The 17,293-nt window shown below is 72.5% G+C and carries 15 protein-coding genes and 2 tRNA genes; 4 read left to right on the top strand and 13 right to left on the bottom strand.

From position 1 onward, the window contains the following. Positions 1 to 61 precede the first annotated feature (61 nt). From ACZ6KF_RS27690 to ACZ6KF_RS27680, 3 genes are all read right to left on the bottom strand, one after another. Positions 62 to 1,033 (bottom strand): DUF2797 domain-containing protein, encoded by a 972-nt coding sequence (locus tag ACZ6KF_RS27690; protein WP_469179345.1) that lies wholly within the window; start codon positions 1,031 to 1,033, stop codon positions 62 to 64. Between the two features lie 146 nt (positions 1,034 to 1,179). Further along, positions 1,180 to 5,586: a hybrid sensor histidine kinase/response regulator gene (locus ACZ6KF_RS27685; RefSeq protein ID WP_469179317.1), complete on the bottom strand. Its 4,407-nt coding sequence runs from the start codon at positions 5,584 to 5,586 to the stop codon at positions 1,180 to 1,182. A 212-nt stretch (positions 5,587 to 5,798) separates the two neighbouring features. Continuing rightward, positions 5,799 to 6,245, bottom strand: coding sequence for an SSI family serine proteinase inhibitor (locus tag ACZ6KF_RS27680; protein WP_356635856.1), 447 nt, complete (start codon positions 6,243 to 6,245; stop codon positions 5,799 to 5,801). Between the two features lie 183 nt (positions 6,246 to 6,428). On the opposite strand from ACZ6KF_RS27680, the gene ACZ6KF_RS27675 reads away from it, so the two are divergent. From ACZ6KF_RS27675 to ACZ6KF_RS27665, 3 genes are all read left to right on the top strand, one after another. Continuing rightward, positions 6,429 to 6,519 (top strand) — tRNA-Ser (locus ACZ6KF_RS27675). A 173-nt stretch (positions 6,520 to 6,692) separates the two neighbouring features. Next, a tRNA-Arg gene (locus ACZ6KF_RS27670) sits at positions 6,693 to 6,765 on the top strand. A gap of 266 nt (positions 6,766 to 7,031) precedes the next feature. Next, positions 7,032 to 7,580, top strand: coding sequence for a GNAT family N-acetyltransferase (locus ACZ6KF_RS27665; protein WP_469179315.1), 549 nt, complete (start codon positions 7,032 to 7,034; stop codon positions 7,578 to 7,580). Positions 7,581 to 7,637: 57 nt separating this feature from the next. Here ACZ6KF_RS27665 and ACZ6KF_RS27660 read toward each other — a convergent pair whose 3' ends face one another. The 4 genes from ACZ6KF_RS27660 to ACZ6KF_RS27645 form a co-directional block, all read right to left on the bottom strand. Then, on the bottom strand, positions 7,638 to 8,174 hold the full coding sequence (locus ACZ6KF_RS27660) for a DUF4760 domain-containing protein (protein ID WP_356635860.1): 537 nt from the start codon (positions 8,172 to 8,174) through the stop codon (positions 7,638 to 7,640). Between the two features lie 184 nt (positions 8,175 to 8,358). Beyond that, complete coding sequence (locus ACZ6KF_RS27655; RefSeq protein WP_469160208.1) at positions 8,359 to 10,035, bottom strand: long-chain fatty acid--CoA ligase; 1,677 nt, start codon at positions 10,033 to 10,035, stop codon at positions 8,359 to 8,361. A 364-nt stretch (positions 10,036 to 10,399) separates the two neighbouring features. Next, a complete protein-coding gene (locus tag ACZ6KF_RS27650; protein WP_469160207.1) occupies positions 10,400 to 11,026 on the bottom strand; it encodes a SigE family RNA polymerase sigma factor in 627 nt (208 codons plus the stop codon). A 477-nt stretch (positions 11,027 to 11,503) separates the two neighbouring features. Continuing rightward, positions 11,504 to 11,761, bottom strand: coding sequence for a hypothetical protein (locus ACZ6KF_RS27645; RefSeq protein WP_469160206.1), 258 nt, complete (start codon positions 11,759 to 11,761; stop codon positions 11,504 to 11,506). Between the two features lie 247 nt (positions 11,762 to 12,008). On the opposite strand from ACZ6KF_RS27645, the gene ACZ6KF_RS27640 reads away from it, so the two are divergent. Continuing rightward, positions 12,009 to 12,887, top strand: a complete 879-nt coding sequence (locus ACZ6KF_RS27640) for a bifunctional DNA primase/polymerase (RefSeq protein WP_469179313.1) — start codon at positions 12,009 to 12,011, stop codon at positions 12,885 to 12,887. Between the two features lie 298 nt (positions 12,888 to 13,185). Here ACZ6KF_RS27640 and ACZ6KF_RS27635 read toward each other — a convergent pair whose 3' ends face one another. The 6 genes from ACZ6KF_RS27635 to ACZ6KF_RS27610 form a co-directional block, all read right to left on the bottom strand. Next, positions 13,186 to 13,575, bottom strand: a complete 390-nt coding sequence (locus ACZ6KF_RS27635) for a hypothetical protein (RefSeq protein ID WP_031067308.1) — start codon at positions 13,573 to 13,575, stop codon at positions 13,186 to 13,188. A gap of 149 nt (positions 13,576 to 13,724) precedes the next feature. Beyond that, positions 13,725 to 14,867, bottom strand: a complete 1,143-nt coding sequence (locus ACZ6KF_RS27630; RefSeq protein WP_469240866.1) for a tyrosine-type recombinase/integrase — start codon at positions 14,865 to 14,867, stop codon at positions 13,725 to 13,727. Then, complete coding sequence (locus ACZ6KF_RS27625) at positions 14,867 to 15,076, bottom strand: helix-turn-helix domain-containing protein (protein WP_086742060.1); 210 nt, start codon at positions 15,074 to 15,076, stop codon at positions 14,867 to 14,869. The genes ACZ6KF_RS27630 and ACZ6KF_RS27625 overlap by 1 nt, the downstream gene beginning before the upstream one ends. A gap of 2 nt (positions 15,077 to 15,078) precedes the next feature. Continuing rightward, entirely contained in the window at positions 15,079 to 16,467 is a 1,389-nt protein-coding gene (repSA, locus tag ACZ6KF_RS27620; RefSeq protein WP_469240864.1) for a replication initiator protein RepSA, read from the bottom strand. Positions 16,468 to 16,471: 4 nt separating this feature from the next. Further along, a complete protein-coding gene (locus tag ACZ6KF_RS27615) occupies positions 16,472 to 16,654 on the bottom strand; it encodes a hypothetical protein (protein ID WP_469240862.1) in 183 nt (60 codons plus the stop codon). 92 nt (positions 16,655 to 16,746) lie between these two features. Continuing rightward, entirely contained in the window at positions 16,747 to 17,292 is a 546-nt protein-coding gene (locus ACZ6KF_RS27610) for a GGDEF domain-containing protein (protein ID WP_469240860.1), read from the bottom strand. Position 17,293 lies beyond the last annotated feature (1 nt).

The following is a 17,293-nucleotide window of genomic DNA, read 5'->3' as shown; positions in this document are numbered from 1 at the left end:
TCTGAGAAACCCTCAGCCGGCTGCCGGGCGGCACCTGGGAGACATCACGGACGGGCGGACCTCAGAACAGCCCTTCCTGCGCATGTCCCGTCTCCCTGAACTCCCGTACCGGCACAGTGACTCCGCCGACGAGGTCGCCCTCGGCCGCGGTCAGCTCCCACCCGGTCATGAGCCGCGTGTCCAGCACCACGACCGCCCCCGCACCGACCCCCCTACCGGTCGTCACACCGGTCGTCGCGGCAGTCGCCGGGTCGACCGCCGCTCCGGTCCCCGGTGCGGCGCCAGGCCCAGCCGACGGACCGGCAGCAGATCCGGCCGGCAGGCCGGCGGCGCGTCCAGCCACCGGTCCGGCCGCCAAGTGCAGGTCGGGCCCGGCCGCGGCCACCAGCTCGCCGCTCACCACCCCACCGGGGACCAATTCGCGCACCTCCCCCACCGGACCGGGCGCCCCCGCCAGCCCGAACGCGCGCACATGGTCCACTGCCCGGAAGGGCTCACGCGCCAGCGACTCCGGCCACCCCGGCAGCGCCACCGCCCGTGCGTGCAGCTCCGCGAGCTCAGCCGTCCGCTCGACCTCGGACGTCGGCAGCCGGGCACGCACCGCGCGCTTGTCGGCGTACGGGATCCGGTCCGGCACCCCCAGCGCGGCCCGCAGCAGTTCCTCGGCCCGCCGCGCGGCCATCAGCGGCCCGACGCCCAGCCAGCCGAAACAGACCGCCCCCTGCTCCAGCAGCCGCGCCTCGCCCCGCTCCACCGCGGTGATGCCGACCTTGACCATCCCGGGCCCGAACCACGCCAGATATACGCGGTACGGCCGGGGATCGTCCGCGAGAGTGTCGGCGGCCACCGAGTGCGCCCGGTCCAGCCGCGCGCACTCCTCGCACCGCGCCCCCGTGCTCCGCCCCGGCACCGCCGCCCGCCGCGGACACGCGTGTCCCCGCGCTCCCGTACACGTCCGCACACCCCCTTCCGCGACCGCGAAGGCCACTCGCTTCCCCCACGACAGCGCGCTGCCCCGCCCGCCGTCCCACATCAGCACGGGACCGTCGGCGGACCACCGCAGCCCCGAGCACCTCCACACCCGTGCCATCGCCTTCGACTGTAGAGGGCACCACTGACAACGGCCCCGGCGCAGGAGCAGGAGCAGGAGCAGGCGAAGAGGTGGGACGGACGAGAGGATCAGTTGGTGCCGATGCGCGCCAGCAGGTCCACGATCCGGCTCTGCACCTCGGTGCTGGTGGACCGCTCCGCCAGGAACAGCACCGTCTCGCCCGACGCCAGGCGCGGCAGGTCGGCCGGATCGACGGCGGCGGTGTAGACGACCAGCGGCGTGCGGTTGAGCTGCCCGTTCGCCCGCAGCCAGTCCACGATCCCGGCCCGTCGCCGGTGCACCTGCATCAGGTCCATCACGACGAGGTTCGGTCGGAACTGCCCCGCCAGCGTCACCGCGTCGGGGTCGCTCGCCGCCCGCGCCACCTGCATACCGCGCCGCTCCAGCGTCGCCGTCAGCGCCAGCGCGATCTCCGCGTGCTCCTCGATCAGCAGCACCCGCGGCGGATGCTGCTCGCTGTCGCGCGGGGCCAGCGCCTTGAGCAGCACGGCCGGGTCGGCGCCGTACGCCGCCTCGCGCGTCGCCTGCCCGAGCCCCGCCGTCACCATCACCGGCACCTCGGCGGCCACCGCCGCCTGCCGCAGCGCCTGGAGAGCCGTGCGGGTGATCGGCCCCGTCAGCGGGTCCACGAACAGCGCCGCCGGGAAGGCCGCGATCTGCGCGTCGACCTCCTCGCGCGAGTGCACGATGACGGGCCGGTAGCCGCGGTCGCTGAGCGCCTGCTGTGTGCTCACGTCCGGCGCCGGCCACACCAGCAGCCGGCGCGGGTTGTCGAGCGGCTCCGGGGGCAGCTCGTCGTCCATCGGCTGCGGGCGCGGCGGATCGGCGACCTCGACCGCGCCGCCCGGCCCGTCCAGCGGCTCGGGCCCCTCGGCGGCGTTCTCGTCCGGGGCTCCTATGGCGTACGACCGTCCGGCGCCCTCGCTGGCGGGCCCACCACCGCCCATCGGAGGCTGCGGCTGAGGCTGCGGCGCGGGGGTCTGCCCGGGGATCTGGGGCGCCGGGGCCTGGGGCCCGGAGGCCTTGGCCTGGTCGCCCTGCGGGTGGGGGCGCGCACCGGTCGCCGGGTCGGGCGGGGTGCCGAGCTTGCGGCGGCGGCCGCCGTTCGTGCCGGTGCCTCCGGCGGGCGTGTGCTGCGGTTGCGGCGCCTGCTGGGCCTGCTGAGCTTGCTGGGCCTGCTGGGCCTGTGCCGTCTGCCGGGTGAAGGGCACGCCCTGCCCCAGCGTCCGCACGCTGATCGAGCGGCCCTGGGTGGAGTTCGGGTCGACGGGCGCCGACGCGGCGTTCTCGGCGGGGAGCGGCTGGGCGACCCTCGCCTGGGCCTGGGCCTGCGCGCGAGCGGGCGGCGGGGTGGGCGTGGCGGGCGCCTCGGGAGGCAGGGGCGTCCCCGCGCCGGGGGTGTCGCCCGCCACGCCGGGCCACTGCTGGGGTGCCGACGGGGTGCCCGCGGCGGGCGTGCCGGGGACGACGGGCTGCGGCTTGGCGGGCAGGGGCGGAGGGAGGGGCTGGGCGACGGACTTGGCCAGTGCCTGAGCGGGGGCCGGGGCCGGTGCGGGCGCCTGAGCCGGTACCTGCGCCTGCGGCACGGCAGGTGCCTGTCCCGGCGTTCCCGTGCTCTGGGCCGGAATCGCGGCCCCGGTCGGACGGGCCGATCCGCTCCCCCCGGCCGATCCACTCGCTCCGGTGGCCTCGGCCGACTGTCCGACGGCTCGACGGCGGCGGCCGGTCGGCGCGCTCGCCGGGTGGGGCTGAGGCGGGGTGTGATCGTCGGACTGGTCGTGCGGTACGGCGTCGTGCCGCCCATGGTCGTCCGTGGGCAACGCGCCCGGCACGGGGGGCTGCACCGGCACCTGGGCGGGCACCGGCATAGGCGCCGGGGCCGGGGCCGGGGCCGCCGGAACGGGAGCCACCGGGGCGGCAGGGCCCTGCGGAGGCGGGGCGGAGACGGCCGGAACGGGTCCCGGACCCGCCGCTCCTCCGGCGTCGGCATCGGCATCGGACGCCCGGTCCGCGTCGGCCGGCGGCAGCGCGAACACCGTACGCGGCGCGGCTTCCTGCGCGGCGGCGCGCTCCTGGGCGGCGGCGAGAGCACGCCGACGCCGTCCGGTGGGCGCCGCCCCTTCCTGGCCGTGCCCCTGCTCGTTCCCCTGCCCCTGCTCGTTCCCCGGAGCCGCGGCGGCGGGCAGCGCGGCCCGGCCCCCACCGGAGGCCGGCACACCCTGCGGCGGCACACCCTGCGGCGGCACGCCTTGCGGCAAAGCACCCTGCGCCGGGACGCCCTGCGACGGAACTCCCTGCGGAGGAACGGTCCCGCCCAGCCCCGTACCCGCCGCCGCGGTCCCCGCGGCATGTTCGGCGGCCGTGACGACGGCACCCTCGGCGACGCCCGCACCGGGCGCACCAGGGCCACCAGGGCCATTAGACGCACCAGAGGCACCGGAGCCGTCGCCCGGCACCGCCCCCTCCGCAGGCCGCCCCCGCCGCCGGCCAGTACCGCCGGCGCCCCCCACACCGCCGGCACCGCCGACGCTGCCGCCGGACTCGCCCGCGCTCTCCGGACCCTGTGCCTGCACGGCCTCGTCCGCCGGTGCGGCGGCGCGCCGGCGACGCCGTCCGGTGGGGGCCGCGGCGTCGGGCACCGGGTCCGCCCCCGCGCCCGCCCCCGGCACCTCGCTGTCCAGGAAGGCGTCCACGGAGGAGCGACGCGCCCGGCGGCGTCCCCCGCCCGACGTCTGTTGTTCGGCGGCGTCCCGGGGACCGGCCACCGCGACCTCGGCCCCCGAGGAGGGCGCGGCGACGGCCCCCGCCCCGCCGCCGAGCGGGACCTCGAGGACGTAGGCGCTGCCGCTCATCCCCGGCACCTCGTGGGTCTGCAGCACACCTCCGTGCGCCCGCACGATCCCGCGCACGATCGGCTGGTGCACCGGGTCCCCGCCGGCGTACGGTCCGCGCACCTCGATGCGTACGACCTCGCCGCGCTGCGCCGCCGCGACCACGACGGTGTTGTCCATGTAGCCGCCGGTCGTGACGGGCGCGTTGCCGGTCGAGTCGACGCCGGCCACGTCGGCGACGAGGTGGGCGAGGGCGGTGGCGAGCAGCTTGGGGTCGACCTCGGCCTCGATGGGCGGCGCGTGCACCGCGAACTGCACCCGGCCGGGGCCGATCAGGTCGACGGCGCCGTCCACACCCCCGGCGACGACCGCGTCGAGCATCACCTTCGTACGGGTGATGCCCGCGCCGTCGGCGCCGTCGGCGTCGAGCCGCTGGTAGCCGAGGACGTTGTCGATGAGGGTGGTGATGCGGGAGTAGCCGGCCGAGAGGTGATGCAGCACCTGGTTGGCCTCGGGCCACAGCTGTCCGGCGTCGTCGGCGGCCAGGGCGGACAGCTCGCGGCGCAGTTCGTCGAGCGGGCCGCGCAGCGAGCGTCCCAGCAGGGTCAGCAACTGCTCGTGCCGTGCGGACAGCGCCTCGTAGCGGTCCTTCTCCCGCTCGCCGAGCGCGGCGTACCGCTCCTCTCCGGCGGCCAGTTCCTCCGCGTGCCGCTCCTGGAGGTCCTCCAGCTCGGTGACGTGCTGCTGGCGCAGGGCGGTGAGGTCGGAGGCGTGCTCCTCGGCGAGCCGCTCCAGCTCGTCGGCGTGGCGCTTCTCGGCGGCGGCCTTCTCGTCGGCGAGCGCGTCGTACGGCCGCCGGTCCAGGAAGGTCATCACGGCGCCGACGAGCTGGTCGCCGTCGCGGACGGGCGCGGTGGTCAGGTCGACGGACACCTTGTCGCCGCTCTTGGCCCACACCACCTGCCCGCGCACCCGGTGTTTGCGCCCCGAGCGCAGGGTGTCGGCGAGCGGGGACTCGTCGTACGGGAAGGGGGAGCCGTCGGCGCGCGAGTGCAGGACGAGGGTGTGCAGCTCCTTGCCGCCGAGTTCGCCGGCGCGGTAGCCGAGGATCTGCGCGGCGGCCGGGTTGACGAGCACGATCCGCCCGTCGGTGTCGGTGCCGACGACGCCCTCGGAGGCGGCCCGCAGGATCATCTCGGTCTGGCGCTGTGAACGGGCCAGCTCGGCCTCGGTGTCGACGGTGCCGGACAGGTCGCGCACGACGAGCATGAGCAGCTCGTCGCTGGCGTAGCCGTAGCTGTCGTAGGCCTGCTGGCCGTTCTCCAGGCTGGCGCTGGTGACCTCGACGGGGAACTCCGAGCCGTCGGTCCGGCGGGCGACCATCCGCGTCGGCTTGGTGCGCCCGCGCGGGTCCATGTGGTCGGGCCGGCGCATCGAGCCGGGGATGAGCTTGGAGTCGAACTGCGGCAGCAGGTCGAGCAACCCGCGCCCGACCAGCGCGGTGCCGGGCGTCTCGAAGGCCTCGAGGGCGATGGTGTTCGCGTTGACGACGGTTCCGTTGGCGTTGACCAGGAGCAGCGCGTCGGGCAGCGCGTCCAGTATGGCTGCGAGGCGAGCAGCGCCTCGGGATGGCCTGCTGCTCACGAGACGCTTCCTCCCTGTTACCGCACCTTGCCGACCGCTCGGGCCATCTTGCCAACCTGCCCGCGACGTGTCACGCGAGGGAGTCTAAGCGCTGGGACCCCGCTCGGGACGCCGGATGAGAGAGAGATCGCACGACGACATGGTGCGCCGCCGACGCCTGATCGGCCCCGCCGGACCGCCACCGGGGCACGCCCTGCGCCCGGAACCCGGCCCTAACCTCGCGCTTCGGGAAGGAGCGGCACGAGGCGGTCCCAGCGGGCGATCTCGCAGCCGTTGGTGCGGTCGAACACGGCCTTCACCGAGCGCCCGGCCCAGGTGCCGGTCACATGGGCGGCGCCCTGTCCGCCGTACTGCATCGTGCACATGGTCCCGTCGGCGACCGGCGCGAAGGGGTCCTTGCCCCACCGGGTCTCCCGCTCCAGCGCCCGGCAGGCTCCCGCCACGTCCGGGTGGTCACCGCCGTCGGGGTGACAGCGCACCTGGTACGTCACCCGGTCCGGCTTTCCGGACAGGCCGAGGAGCGTGACGGTGAGGTGGTCCCCGCCGACCCGCCCGGGAGGCGTGGCGGGGAGGGGGGCGGCGGCCGCGGCGACGGGGGCGGCGGACAGCGAGGCGAGGACGGCGAGAGAGGCGCCGGCACGGAGGATGACCTGGTACATGCCCTGCTTAACGCCCCACGCCCCCGTACGTTGCGCACACCCCCACGGGCGGCGCACCGCCCCCGGAACCCCTTTGCTCTGCGACCCGCCTCCCTAGTACCGTAGGGGACACGATTGGTGACAGCACGCTCGACTGTGTCATCATCTGCACGCACCACTCGCGCTCGCGCGAGCGGCTGTGCTGGAGGCGTCGCCTAGTCCGGTCTATGGCGCCGCACTGCTAATGCGGTTTGGGCCTTAAAGCCCATCGAGGGTTCAAATCCCTCCGCCTCCGCACCATCACCGAAGCCCCGGTCCCCAGGACCGGGGCTTCGATCGTTTGTACGTTTCCGCAGGTCACAAGGGGTGGACCCAATGGATTTCACATGACGGCGGCAGTCATGTAATGTTCTTCCTGTCGCCGCGACGGGCCGGAAGGAACGAAGCGGGGAGAACAAATCAAGACAAGCACTCGTAGCTTAACGGATAGAGCATCTGACTACGGATCAGAAGGTTGCAGGTTCGAATCCTGCCGAGTGCACACAGGTGAGAGGCCCCGGAGAGATCCGGGGCCTCTCGCGTTTCGGGAACATGCGGCAACGCGGTCGACGGCCGGGGCCGATCGGCCCGGATCAGTGCGCCGATCTGACGGAGGCCGGTCGGCCCGGGTCACGTGTGGCGCCGACTGCGCTCGCGGGATTCGGGCAGGCTCGGACAGCATGAGGCCGTGATCGCTTATGCGGCGAGCTCGTGGGGCACCGCCTGCCCGCCCTGGAACCCCCGCCCCGCCGCAGCGACAATCGCCCCGTGAGAATCGTCCCCGCCCGGCCCGCCGACCTCCCCCTCCTGCTGGCGTTCCGGGAGGAAGCCGCGGGCTGGCTGGCCCGCATCGGGTCGGACCAGTGGCAGCGGCCCTACCCGGCCGAGCGGCTGCTGGGCGCCGTCGAGGCGGGTGACGTCTTCCTCGTCCTCGACGGCGGGACGGCGGCCGCGACGATCACCGTGTCCGCGGACGGTCCCACCGGGCTGTGGGCGGAATCCGAGCTGGACGAACCCTCCCTCTACGTCAGCAAGTTGGCCGTCGCGCGCACGCACGCCGGACGGAACGTGGGCGGTCGGCTGCTGGACTGGGCCGGGGACCGCGCATACCGGTCCGGGGCCAAGTGGCTGCGCCTGGACGCCTGGACGACCAACACGTCCCTCCAGTCCTACTACCTGCGGCACGGCTTCGCGCACGTCCGCACCGTGCGGGAGGGGCGGGCGGTCAGTGGTGGGCCGCGGGTGTCGGGGTGGCTGGCCCAGCGGGCCGCGCGGCCCGCCACCACCGCCGATCACGGGTTCACCGTCGACCCGTAGATACGGCTCCAGTCGTACGGGAGTCCTGCGGGACGACCCGTAGAACTCCCGTACGGCTCAGCCCCGCACCGCGTCGCCCTGCGCCGGCACCACGCCCGTGCGGCGCGGGGTCATCCCGTCCGCGAGCCACTGCAGGTCCTCGTACAGGCGGGGCTCGCCGCGTTCCGTGCGCTGGGTCTCCACCCAGGGGCGGTAGTGGCTCCACACGGCGATGACGAGGCCGCCCCACGCCTGGTCGATGACGGCCCGGTCGAAGGCGTCGGTGCGGGCGCCGACGCCCAGGTAGTTGAAGGTGGTGAGGTAGGACGTGATCAGCTTCACCGCCGGGCGGTCGCCCGACCTCGCCCGGGCGATCAGCTCGGAGACGGCCGCCTCGTCCCGTTCGTCCGGGATCCCCTCGTCGTACAGCACCTTGCGGCGGTCCATGATCGCCGTGAGGTACTCCATCGTGGCCTGCTTGCGGCGCCGGTCGTGGTCCTGCGCCGTGCTGCGGGACAGCATCCGCAGCTGCCACGCCAGCCCGCCGAAGGCGATCACGCTGACGAACAGGGCGCCGGAGGAGACGATCAGGGACCACCGCTCGTAGGACGTCACGGCCGGATACCTTACGGAGGCCGGTGACGTCCGGGCCAGCAGGCGTACGGGCCAGCAGGCGTACGGACTAGAGGACCGACGGACTGTACGGACCGTACGGCCCCCCGCGGCCCTCAACGCCTTCCCCGACCGCCTCCGCACGGCAGGTGGCGGCGACGGTCGGGGAACGGCCCGGACTGTGGGCTCAGATGCGGGTGACGTCCAGCTCGCCCTCCGCGTACTGCCGGCGCAGCACCTTCTTGTCGAACTTGCCCACGCTGGTCTTCGGAACCGACTCGATGACCGTCCAGCGCTCCGGCAGCTGCCACTTGGCGATCTTGCCCTCCTCGGCGAGGAAGGTGCGCAGCGTCTCGAAGTCGGCGGTGGCGCCCTCCTTGAGGACGACCGTGGCCAGCGGGCGCTCCCCCCACTTGTCGTCGGGGACGGCGACGACGGCTGCCTCGGCGACCTCCGGGTGGGCCATGAGGGCGTTCTCCAGCTCCACCGAGGAGATCCACTCGCCGCCGGACTTGATGACGTCCTTGGCGCGGTCGGTGAGGGTGAGGTATCCGTCGGGGCTGATGGTGCCGACGTCGCCGGTCTTCAGCCAGCCGTCCTGGCTGAACTTGTCGGCGGGACGCAGCGGTTCGGCGTCGGGACCGTTGTAGTAGGCGCCGGCGATCCACGGGCCGCGGACCTCCAGCTCGCCGGCGGACTCGCCGTCCCAGGGGAGGCGTTCGCCCCCGGGCCCGGTGAGGCGGCCCTCCACGCCGGCCGGGAAACGGCCCTGGGTGAGGCGGTAGCCGAACTCCTCGTCCGTGCCCACCGCGTGGGCCGGCGGACGGGCGACCGTACCGAGCGGGGACGTCTCCGTCATGCCCCAGGCGTGGCAGACCCGCATGCCGAGCTCGTCGAAGGCCTCCATCAGGGACGGCGGACAGGCGGAGCCGCCGATGGTCACCTGCGTGAGGCAGGAGACGTCACGGGGCTTGGCGGTCAGCTCGGTGAGCAGGCCCTGCCAGATGGTGGGGACGGCCGCGGCGTGCGTCGGTCTGATCGTCTCGATCATCTCGGCGAGGGGCGCCGGCTGGAGGAAGCGGTCCGGCATCAGCATGTTCACGCCGGTCATGAAGGTGGCGTGCGGCAGGCCCCAGGCGTTGACGTGGAACTGCGGCACCACGACCAGCGACGTGTCCTCGTCGGTCAGGCCCATCGACTGGGCCATGTTGACCTGCATCGAGTGCAGGTAGACCGAACGGTGGCTGTACACCACGCCCTTGGGCTCGCCGGTGGTGCCGGAGGTGTAGCACATGGAGGCGGCCTGGCGCTCGTCCAGTTCCGGCCAGTCGTACGCGGTGGGCTTGCCGGCGATCAGGTCCTCGTACTCGTGCACGCGCACGGAGGCGGCGGCGAGCGCCGAGCGGTCGCCCGGGCCGGAGACGACGACGTGCTCGACCGTCTTGAGGTGCGGCAGCAGCGGGGCGAGCAGCGGCAGCAGCGAGCCGTTGGCGATCACGACCTTGTCGGCGGCGTGGTTGACGATCCAGGCGAGCTGCTCGGGGGGCAGCCGGAGGTTGAGGGTGTGCAGGACCGCGCCCATGGAGGGGATCGCGAAGTAGGCCTCGACGTGCTCGGCGTTGTTCCACATCAGGGTGGCCACGCGGTCGTCGGACGCGACTCCGAGGTCGTCGTGCAGGGCGTGGGCCAGCTGGGCGGCGCGGGCGCCGATCTCGGCGAAGGAACGGCGGTGCGGCTGGTCCTCGCCCGTCCAGGTGGTCACCTGCGATGTGCCGTGGATCGTCGACCCATGGGTGAGGATCCTCGAAATCAGCAGCGGTACGTCCTGCATGGTGCTCAGCACGGCGTCCTCCCGGGGCGACATTGCCTACGCGGCGGTAACGTTTGCGCTGATTCTGCGCACGTACCGCTCGGTATGTCACTAGATCCGGGCGATCCATCACGTGCTGTTTCACATATTGACGGTCGGTGACGGTGTGCGTGGGGTGGGCGGGACGGTGGGGGCCTGAACGCGGGCGGGGTGGCGGGCGTGACGGCTTGGGGGGTGGCGCCTGCGTGACGGGTTGGGGGGTGGCGCCTGCGTGACGGCTTGGGTGGCGCGTGCGTGACGGCACGCGGGAGGGACGGCGGATGGCGCGCGGGAGGGACGGCGGATGGCGCGCGGGAGGAAAGTGGGCGTGACGGCTGCATGAGGGACGGCGGGAGGGACGGCCGCTGACCGCCGGACGCTATCGGGCGAGCCCGAGTTCGGGGTCCTCGCGGAGCTTGCCGAGGGCCCGGGACACCGCCGACTTGACCGTGCCGACGGAGACGCCGAGCACCTCGGCCGTCTGGGCCTCGCTGAGGTCCTCGTAGTACCTGAGAACGACCATCGCCCGCTGGCGGTCGGGCAGCCGCATGATCGCCCGCCACATCGCGTCGCGCAGCGCCTGGAGTTCGGCCGGGTCGTTGCCGCCGCCGGGCGCCGGCTCGGGCTCGGGCAGTTCGTCGCAGGCGAACTCGTCGACCCGGCGCTTGCGCCACTGCGAGGTGCGGGTGTTCACCAGCGCGCGGCGCACATAGCCGTCGAGGGCGCGGTGGTCCTCGATGCGCTCCCAGGCGACGTACGTCTTGGTCAGCGCCGTCTGCAGCAGGTCCTCGGCGTCGGAGGGGTTCGCGGTGAGGGAACGCGCGGTGCGCAGGAGGACGGGCTGGCGGGCTCTGACGTAGGAGGCGAAGGAGGGGTAGGGCGAGGAGGAGGGGTGCGGGTGCGGCCCCTGGGTGGCCGCCGGGCGCGGCGTGTACGGCGCCGTCCGCCTCGCCGGCGTCACGGCGTGAGCGGCGTTCGAGGCGCTGGTGCAGACGGGTGTGGTCATGGCTCAACGCTAGGTTCGACCGGCCGTCGCGCGGATCGCCCAAAGGTGCCGAAGGCGAATCCCCCTCTGGTTGTAGGGGCGGGGCCGACTGCACCTCCTGGAGGTGGACTGGGGGAGGAGGGCGGGTGGGGGTTTACCCCTGCGGGTTACGGCGGTGGGGAGCGGGGGCGTCACCCGGGGCGGGGTCGGCGGCATCGCAGGACGGGACGCTGTGGGCCGCTGCAGGCCGCCGCGGACGTGGCTGGCCCGGCGGGGTCCGGAAACACCGCGCGGCGGTACCGGAGTACCGCCGCGCAGCTGACCTTGTTCCACCCACAGAGGCCCCCCGGCCTTGGTTCCCTTTCCGTCCCCCTCGGGCCTGTCCCCCTCCCCCCTCGGGCCTGTCTCCCTTGGGCCCACCCCACCCCTCGGACCATCCCCCCTTGGGCTACCCCTCCCTCGGGCCCACCCCCCGGCCACTCCTCCGCCCACCACCGATCACCACCACAGTGGCGTGAAATCGACGGCCGCGTTGTCGTTGCCCTGACTGACCGGCGTGAACGCGGAATCGCCGAACTGGGCGGTGTTGCTCTGGTTCGAGGCGCCGGGGCCGACCGTCACCTGCTGGGTGGCGGACGCGTTGCCGTCGTACGCGAAGGCGAAGTCGTCCGCCGCCGCGACGCCGGTGAAGAGCACGGCGGCGAGCGGCAGGGCGGCGAGGCCTGCGGCGACGCGGGCGGTACGGGTGCTTGCCATACGAGTTCCTCCAGCATGAAGTAGGGCTTTGACCTGGCCAGTTGGAGCACTGCCCCGGCGTACTGATCACGACGTCGCGAGACCAGAGTTGCCCACCGATTCCGTAACGAACCGTCCCGGAACCTCTCTTTCGCTCTCAAGCGTGAGAAGAAGCCGATAAACCCCGTTCAGGAGCGAACTCCGGCGCCCGCGAGGGGGTCACCTGCACCCTCTTCCCTTCTTCGAACATGAGTACGAAAATAGCGTCATGGCCACCACCGACCGGCAGGCCACGACGCTGGCCCTCGCCCACGCGCTCTCGGCCGCCGAACGCGGCCTCGCCGTCATCCCCCTGTCCCGGACGAAACTCCCGGCGCTGCGCTCCCCCCACCGCCACGACCCCGTCGGCCTGCCGCCCTGCCACGGCGAGTGCGGCCGCTTCGGTCACGGGGTGTACGACGCCTCGACCGACCCGCGCCGCATCCGGGAACTGTTCGCCGCGGCCCCCTGGGCCACCGGCTACGGCATCGCCTGCGGCCTGCCGCCGCACCACTTGATCGGCATCGACCTGGACACCAAGTCGGGTACGGACTCCTCGGCAGCGCTGCGCGAACTGGCGTTACGGCATCTGTTCACGATCCCCGCGACCGTGGTGATCGTGACACCGAGCGGCGGCCGCCACCTCTGGCTGACCGGCCCACCGGACGCGGCCGTCCCCAACTCGGCCGGCCGGCTCGCGCCCGGCATCGACGTACGGGGCGCCGGCGGCTACCTGGTCGGTCCCGGCTCCCGCACCGAGCACGGCGTCTACGAGACCGCCCCCGGCACCGCCCACCTCGCGCCGGCCGCCTGCCCACCGGCACTGCTCCGGCTGCTGCTGCCGCCGCCTCGCACAACACCGGGAAGGGGAACGGACCGACTCCCGAAACGGGGGGACGGCCACGGCCTGATCCAGTTCGTCCTCGCGGCCCACGAGGGGCAGCGCAACACCCGCCTGTTCTGGGCGGCATGCCGCGCCTACGAGAACGGCCCGGACCCCGACCTGATCATTTCCTTGATCGAGGCGGCGAGAACAACGGGCCTCACCGAACGGGAGGCCCGGGCGACGGTGGCCTCGGCGGCACGCCTGACGGCCCGTCGGCGTTGATCTCCTGAGCGACGGCATCGGTCGTCGACAGCCTTGGCACGCAGGCTGCCCGTGTCCCTTACCCGACACGTCGACGGCCCCCTGACCACCAAATGCACTGGTCAGGGGGCCGTCGACCTATGCGGTGGGTGTGGGATTTGAACCCACGGTGACTCGCGCCACGACGGTTTTCAAGACCTTCCCGACGTATGGCGCGCATTGTGCTCCGCCCCAGGTCAAGCAAGTGTGAAAGCCCTTGCGGAGCCGTCGCCAGCGATGTCGTGCCCTCTGCGTGCCCCAGGCAGCACGATCGTGCCCCTCAGCCTCCCGTCACAACGGGAACGATCACGGCCGCGACGGCCGACAGCAGCCCTGCCACAGCGAGGGCGCCGTTGAACTTCTCTTTGGCCGTAGGGAACACGGAGCGACTCGCGTTACCGACCTTGCTACGCAAGACGATCATCTTCACCTTCTGCCACCTGTGTTGACGTTTCGAACAGCCCATCAACACGCCATAGGCGTTATTGCGGCAGTAGGTCTGCCCATCCCGGTTGACGGCTCCACACCAGACAGGCACTTGGAAGGCCGCGTAGGCCGAGACGCCAAGCGACAGAGCCACGATCACGGGCAACGACCATTGCTGACTCCAAGCAACGATCAAAGCCGCGGCCACCATGTATCCCCAGTACAGATGCACCACTTTCGCCATGAGCACGCAGAGTATCCGTGCATATGCATGGCGCATAGAGATGATTTGGTCAGTGACGTGAGGTGAAGGCCTCCTGCGGACGCTGAGGGTCACAAACGGTGATGCCCCTGGCTACATCCTGGCCAGGGGCATCAGTAAGTGCAGGCTGCTCAGAAGGGCTTACGCCCCTCAGGAGAGGCGTCTCCCTCTTGCCATCTGAGCCATGCGTCGGCCGCCTCCGCCACCTGGTCGTCACGGCCGGCGACCGGCCTGGCGTAGTGCCGAGTGGTCACGCTCGCATTTGAGTGGCCGAGGCGGTGAGCGGCAGTCATGACGCCGTACCGGTCGGCGACCCAAGTCCCGTGGGAGGCCCGAAGGTCGTGTGGGGTCACGTCGGTGAGGCCGGCCGCCGAGACGGCGGGGTCGAAGTAGGCCTTGCGCCACTGGTTGTAGCGCAGCGGCTTGCCCGCGGGCGTGGTGAACAACAGCGCGTCGCTTCCTCCGGGCAGCTCTTCGAGGTATGACCCGAGCCGCTTCGCCAGCGAGGGTGCCAGCCGCAGAACCCGCTTCTGATGCGACTTGGGGGTGTCGAAGACGAGGGAGCCGTTCGCTTCGGCCAGGTTCTCATCGACCAGGAGGAAGCCGCCGGCGGTGTCCACGTCCGAGCGCCGAAGGGCGAACGCCTCCCCCACCCGCAGGCCTGCGAAGGCAAGCAGCGCGATCAACAGATCATGCGGCCTCTCCGCGCTGCGGACGATGCGTGAGGCTTCCAGCGGCGTGACGATGTGCGGTTCGGTCTGCGGCATGCGCGGGAGTCGTACGCCTCGGCAGGGAGTCTGCGGGATCAGGTCGTTGTCCACGGCCGATGCCATGATCTGCGACAGCACCCGGTACGCCTGACGGATACGCGAAGCGCTCAACCCCTCAGTACGCATCGCGGCCACCCATTCAGTGACCGTGATCGGCCGCAGACTCGACAGCTTACGATCACCGAGCGCCGGATTGATCCGCGAGTTGATCAGAGACCGGTACGACGCCTGCGTCTTGTGCTTGAGCTGCGGAGCAACGGCAGCCAGCCAGCGGGCGGCCCAGTCGCGGACAGTCATCTGTCCCTCAACAGGGTCGAGCCAGCGGCCCTCTTCTATCTCGATGCGCTTCCGCATGAGCCACCGGTCGGCATCCGTCGTCGTGGCGAACGTCCGATCGGCAGGCCGCAGGACGCCGTCCGGGCCGGGGTAGCGGGCTTGGTAGCGGCCGGACGGAAGCTTTCGAACGCGGCCGAACGTTCGGCGAGACCTGCGTTTCGAGGCCATCAGGCAGCACCCCGCAGAGCCAAAGGACGAAGGGTGACCGGCTCCACGGTGTTGGCAGCCACGAATGCCCTCACGGCGCTTTCGGGGATGCGCACGTGCCGTCCGACCTTCACGAAGGTGATCCGCCGTTCCTCGATGAGTCGGCGAGGAAACCTCACACCCGTGCCAAGGCGTTCGGCGACTTCCTGCACAGTGAGCAGTCGGTCCATGGTCACCAGTCGTCTCCTTCCGAATGGGCGTCGTTGAGCGCCTCGCGGGCGAGTTCGCGGCTTTGTTGGAGGTCGCGGCGGATGTTGGCGGCGAGCCAGGATTCGCCGGGAGTGTGGCCGTGGCCGGCGTAGGCCCAGTGGGCGAGGGTCAGGGTGGTTGCCTCCTGGTCGTCGGGGTCGTGCAGGCCGAGGGCCTGGCGTTGCTGGGCGGCGCGGTAGTCGGCGCGGACCTGGCGGAGGGCGCCGAGGGTGGTGGAGTAGCGGCGGGACTTGGTGGAGAAGTGGCCGCGGAAGCCGAGCATGTGGGCCCAGTCACGGAGTTTGCGGTCGGGGTAGAGTGGGTGGAGGTCAAGGCAGGCGGCGATGAGCCGGGCCGGGTGGTCGGGTACGCCGAGGAGGGCCAGGGCCTCTTTGTTGCCGATGCGGCGGTCCACGGTGCCGGTGGTCTCGGCGGCCTTGGTGGCGTACTTCGCGACGTAGGAGGCGACGGCCTGTTCGGTGATCTCTACGCCGTCGCCAAAGGCGCGGATCGGTCGGACGTCGAGCTGGGTGCCCCAGCGCAGAGCGCGGGCGGGCTGGTCCCCGACCGGGGGAACGTCGACCACGACGCGAGCGGCAGCGGCGTGGATGGCGTCGGTGAGCAGGTCGAGCGTGGCCCAGGCCGGGGGCGGGCTGTCTGGTCCGTCGGGGCCGTCGAAGCGGATCACGGCGTGGAAGTGGACGGCGCCGCGCTTTTGGTATTCGGCGACCTTGCCGAAGGAGACGCGGGACTGTTCGTGGGCGTCCTTCTGGGTGAGTCCGGCGCGGCGGGCGATTTCGCGGCGAAGGTAGATCGTGAAGTAGCGCCACAGGTCGGAGGCGTGGTTGTTCCACAGCACGGCGCCCGCGTAGTCGTAGGTGTCCGGGTCGAGGGGGGTGCCGAGTTCGGGGGCGTCTTCCGGGTGGCGGGTGCCGCAGGCGCAGGGCCGGTTGCCGGGGCGGTTGTGGACGGGGCCGAAGGAGGGGGCCGTGAGGGTGGCGAAGACGCGGGGGTGATCGCGGATCGTGTCCGGGGTGCCCTTGGCGGGGTCGCCGATGAGGCCGGCGCGGATGAGGTGGTAGGTGTCGCCCGCGTACGTCCAGGCGCATGCCGGGCAGCGCGAGGCGCGACGGTTGCCGCACGCGATACGGAGCCGTCCGCCAGGCTCGGTGTCGGTGGAGTAGCGGTGCAGGACGTGCCGGGTCTCTTTGTCGCGGACGACGACGGAGCCTTGCAGGTGGATTGGGTCGGAGCAGCCGCCGGTGCGGCGGATCTGGTCTTGGATACGGTCGAAGCCGGTGGATCCGGCCAGCCTCAGCACGTCGGCGAGGGTGGCCGGGTCCAGGCCCGCCATGGTGGCGGTGTCGGTCAACTGGTCACCTCCCGGCGCGGGCGAGCGTGGCGGCGGGGAGCTGGTGGCCGGTGCCCTTGCAGCTGGAGCAGGTGACGCGGAAGGTGGCTCGGGTGCCGTCCGGGTGGCGGGTGCCGGTGGTGATGGCGGCGGTGGCGAAGCCGTCGCAGTCGCGGCAGATCCGCCGGGCCGGGGTGTGCTGGGGCATGATGGGGCTCCCTTTCGGGTCCGTTGGATGTGGAAGGGGTCAGGCGCCCGGAGCGGACGAAGTTTGGCGACCGAGGCCGCTCCGGGGGCCGCTTAGCGTGTGTTGCGCCTGCCGTGGCCCTTGACCGCGTACATCGCGGAGTCGGCGGCGGAGAGAGCGTCGGTGAGGGTCGGGACGCGCAGGTGTGTTCGGTGGCAGTGGCCGACCGAGGCTGAGACCGGCAGGGCGCGGCCGTTGTGCTCGACGGGCTGGTCCAGGGCGGCCTGGAGGGCGTCCAGGCCGGGGGTGCGGGCTGGGTCGGTGACGATGGCCGCGAATTCGTCTCCGCCGAGGCGGGCGGCGATGCCGTGGCGTCCGCACCAGGCGGCGAGGCGGCCGGCCGTCGCGGTGAGGACGGCGTCTCCGGAGGCGTGACCGTGGGTGTCGTTGATGGCCTTGAAGTCGTCGAGGTCGACCAGGAGCACCAGGGCGTTGGGGTGCCTGGCCAGCAGGTGTTCGGCGCGGGCGGTCCATCCGGCGCGGGTGTGCAGGCCGGTCAGGGGGTCGCGGCGGGCCGTCGAGAGGCGGCGCACCAACAGGCCGCTGTGCAGGGCCCAGCCCAGGGCCGGTAACCCGGCGGCGATCACGTGCGTGTCCATG

It is taken from the genome of Streptomyces sp. NPDC046379, from assembly GCF_055587785.1.
The sequence above is the reverse complement of the archived record's forward strand: the minus strand, read 5'-3'. Positions and strand labels throughout refer to the sequence as shown.

Coding starts and splice junctions, on each gene's coding strand:
- ACZ6KF_RS27630 (WP_469240866.1), bottom strand. CDS start 14,867: ATGGCCTCGAAACGCAGGTCTCGCCGAACGTTCGGCCGCGTTCGAAAG.
- ACZ6KF_RS27645 (WP_469160206.1), bottom strand. CDS start 11,761: ATGGCAAGCACCCGTACCGCCCGCGTCGCCGCAGGCCTCGCCGCCCTG.
- ACZ6KF_RS27640 (WP_469179313.1), top strand. CDS start 12,009: ATGGCCACCACCGACCGGCAGGCCACGACGCTGGCCCTCGCCCACGCG.
- ACZ6KF_RS27615 (WP_469240862.1), bottom strand. CDS start 16,654: ATGCCCCAGCACACCCCGGCCCGGCGGATCTGCCGCGACTGCGACGGC.
- ACZ6KF_RS27655 (WP_469160208.1), bottom strand. CDS start 10,035: ATGTCGCCCCGGGAGGACGCCGTGCTGAGCACCATGCAGGACGTACCG.
- ACZ6KF_RS27610 (WP_469240860.1), bottom strand. CDS start 17,292: ATGGACACGCACGTGATCGCCGCCGGGTTACCGGCCCTGGGCTGGGCC.
- ACZ6KF_RS27690 (WP_469179345.1), bottom strand. CDS start 1,033: ATGTGGGACGGCGGGCGGGGCAGCGCGCTGTCGTGGGGGAAGCGAGTG.
- ACZ6KF_RS27650 (WP_469160207.1), bottom strand. CDS start 11,026: ATGACCACACCCGTCTGCACCAGCGCCTCGAACGCCGCTCACGCCGTG.
- ACZ6KF_RS27625 (WP_086742060.1), bottom strand. CDS start 15,076: ATGGACCGACTGCTCACTGTGCAGGAAGTCGCCGAACGCCTTGGCACG.
- ACZ6KF_RS27635 (WP_031067308.1), bottom strand. CDS start 13,575: ATGGCGAAAGTGGTGCATCTGTACTGGGGATACATGGTGGCCGCGGCT.
- ACZ6KF_RS27680 (WP_356635856.1), bottom strand. CDS start 6,245: ATGTACCAGGTCATCCTCCGTGCCGGCGCCTCTCTCGCCGTCCTCGCC.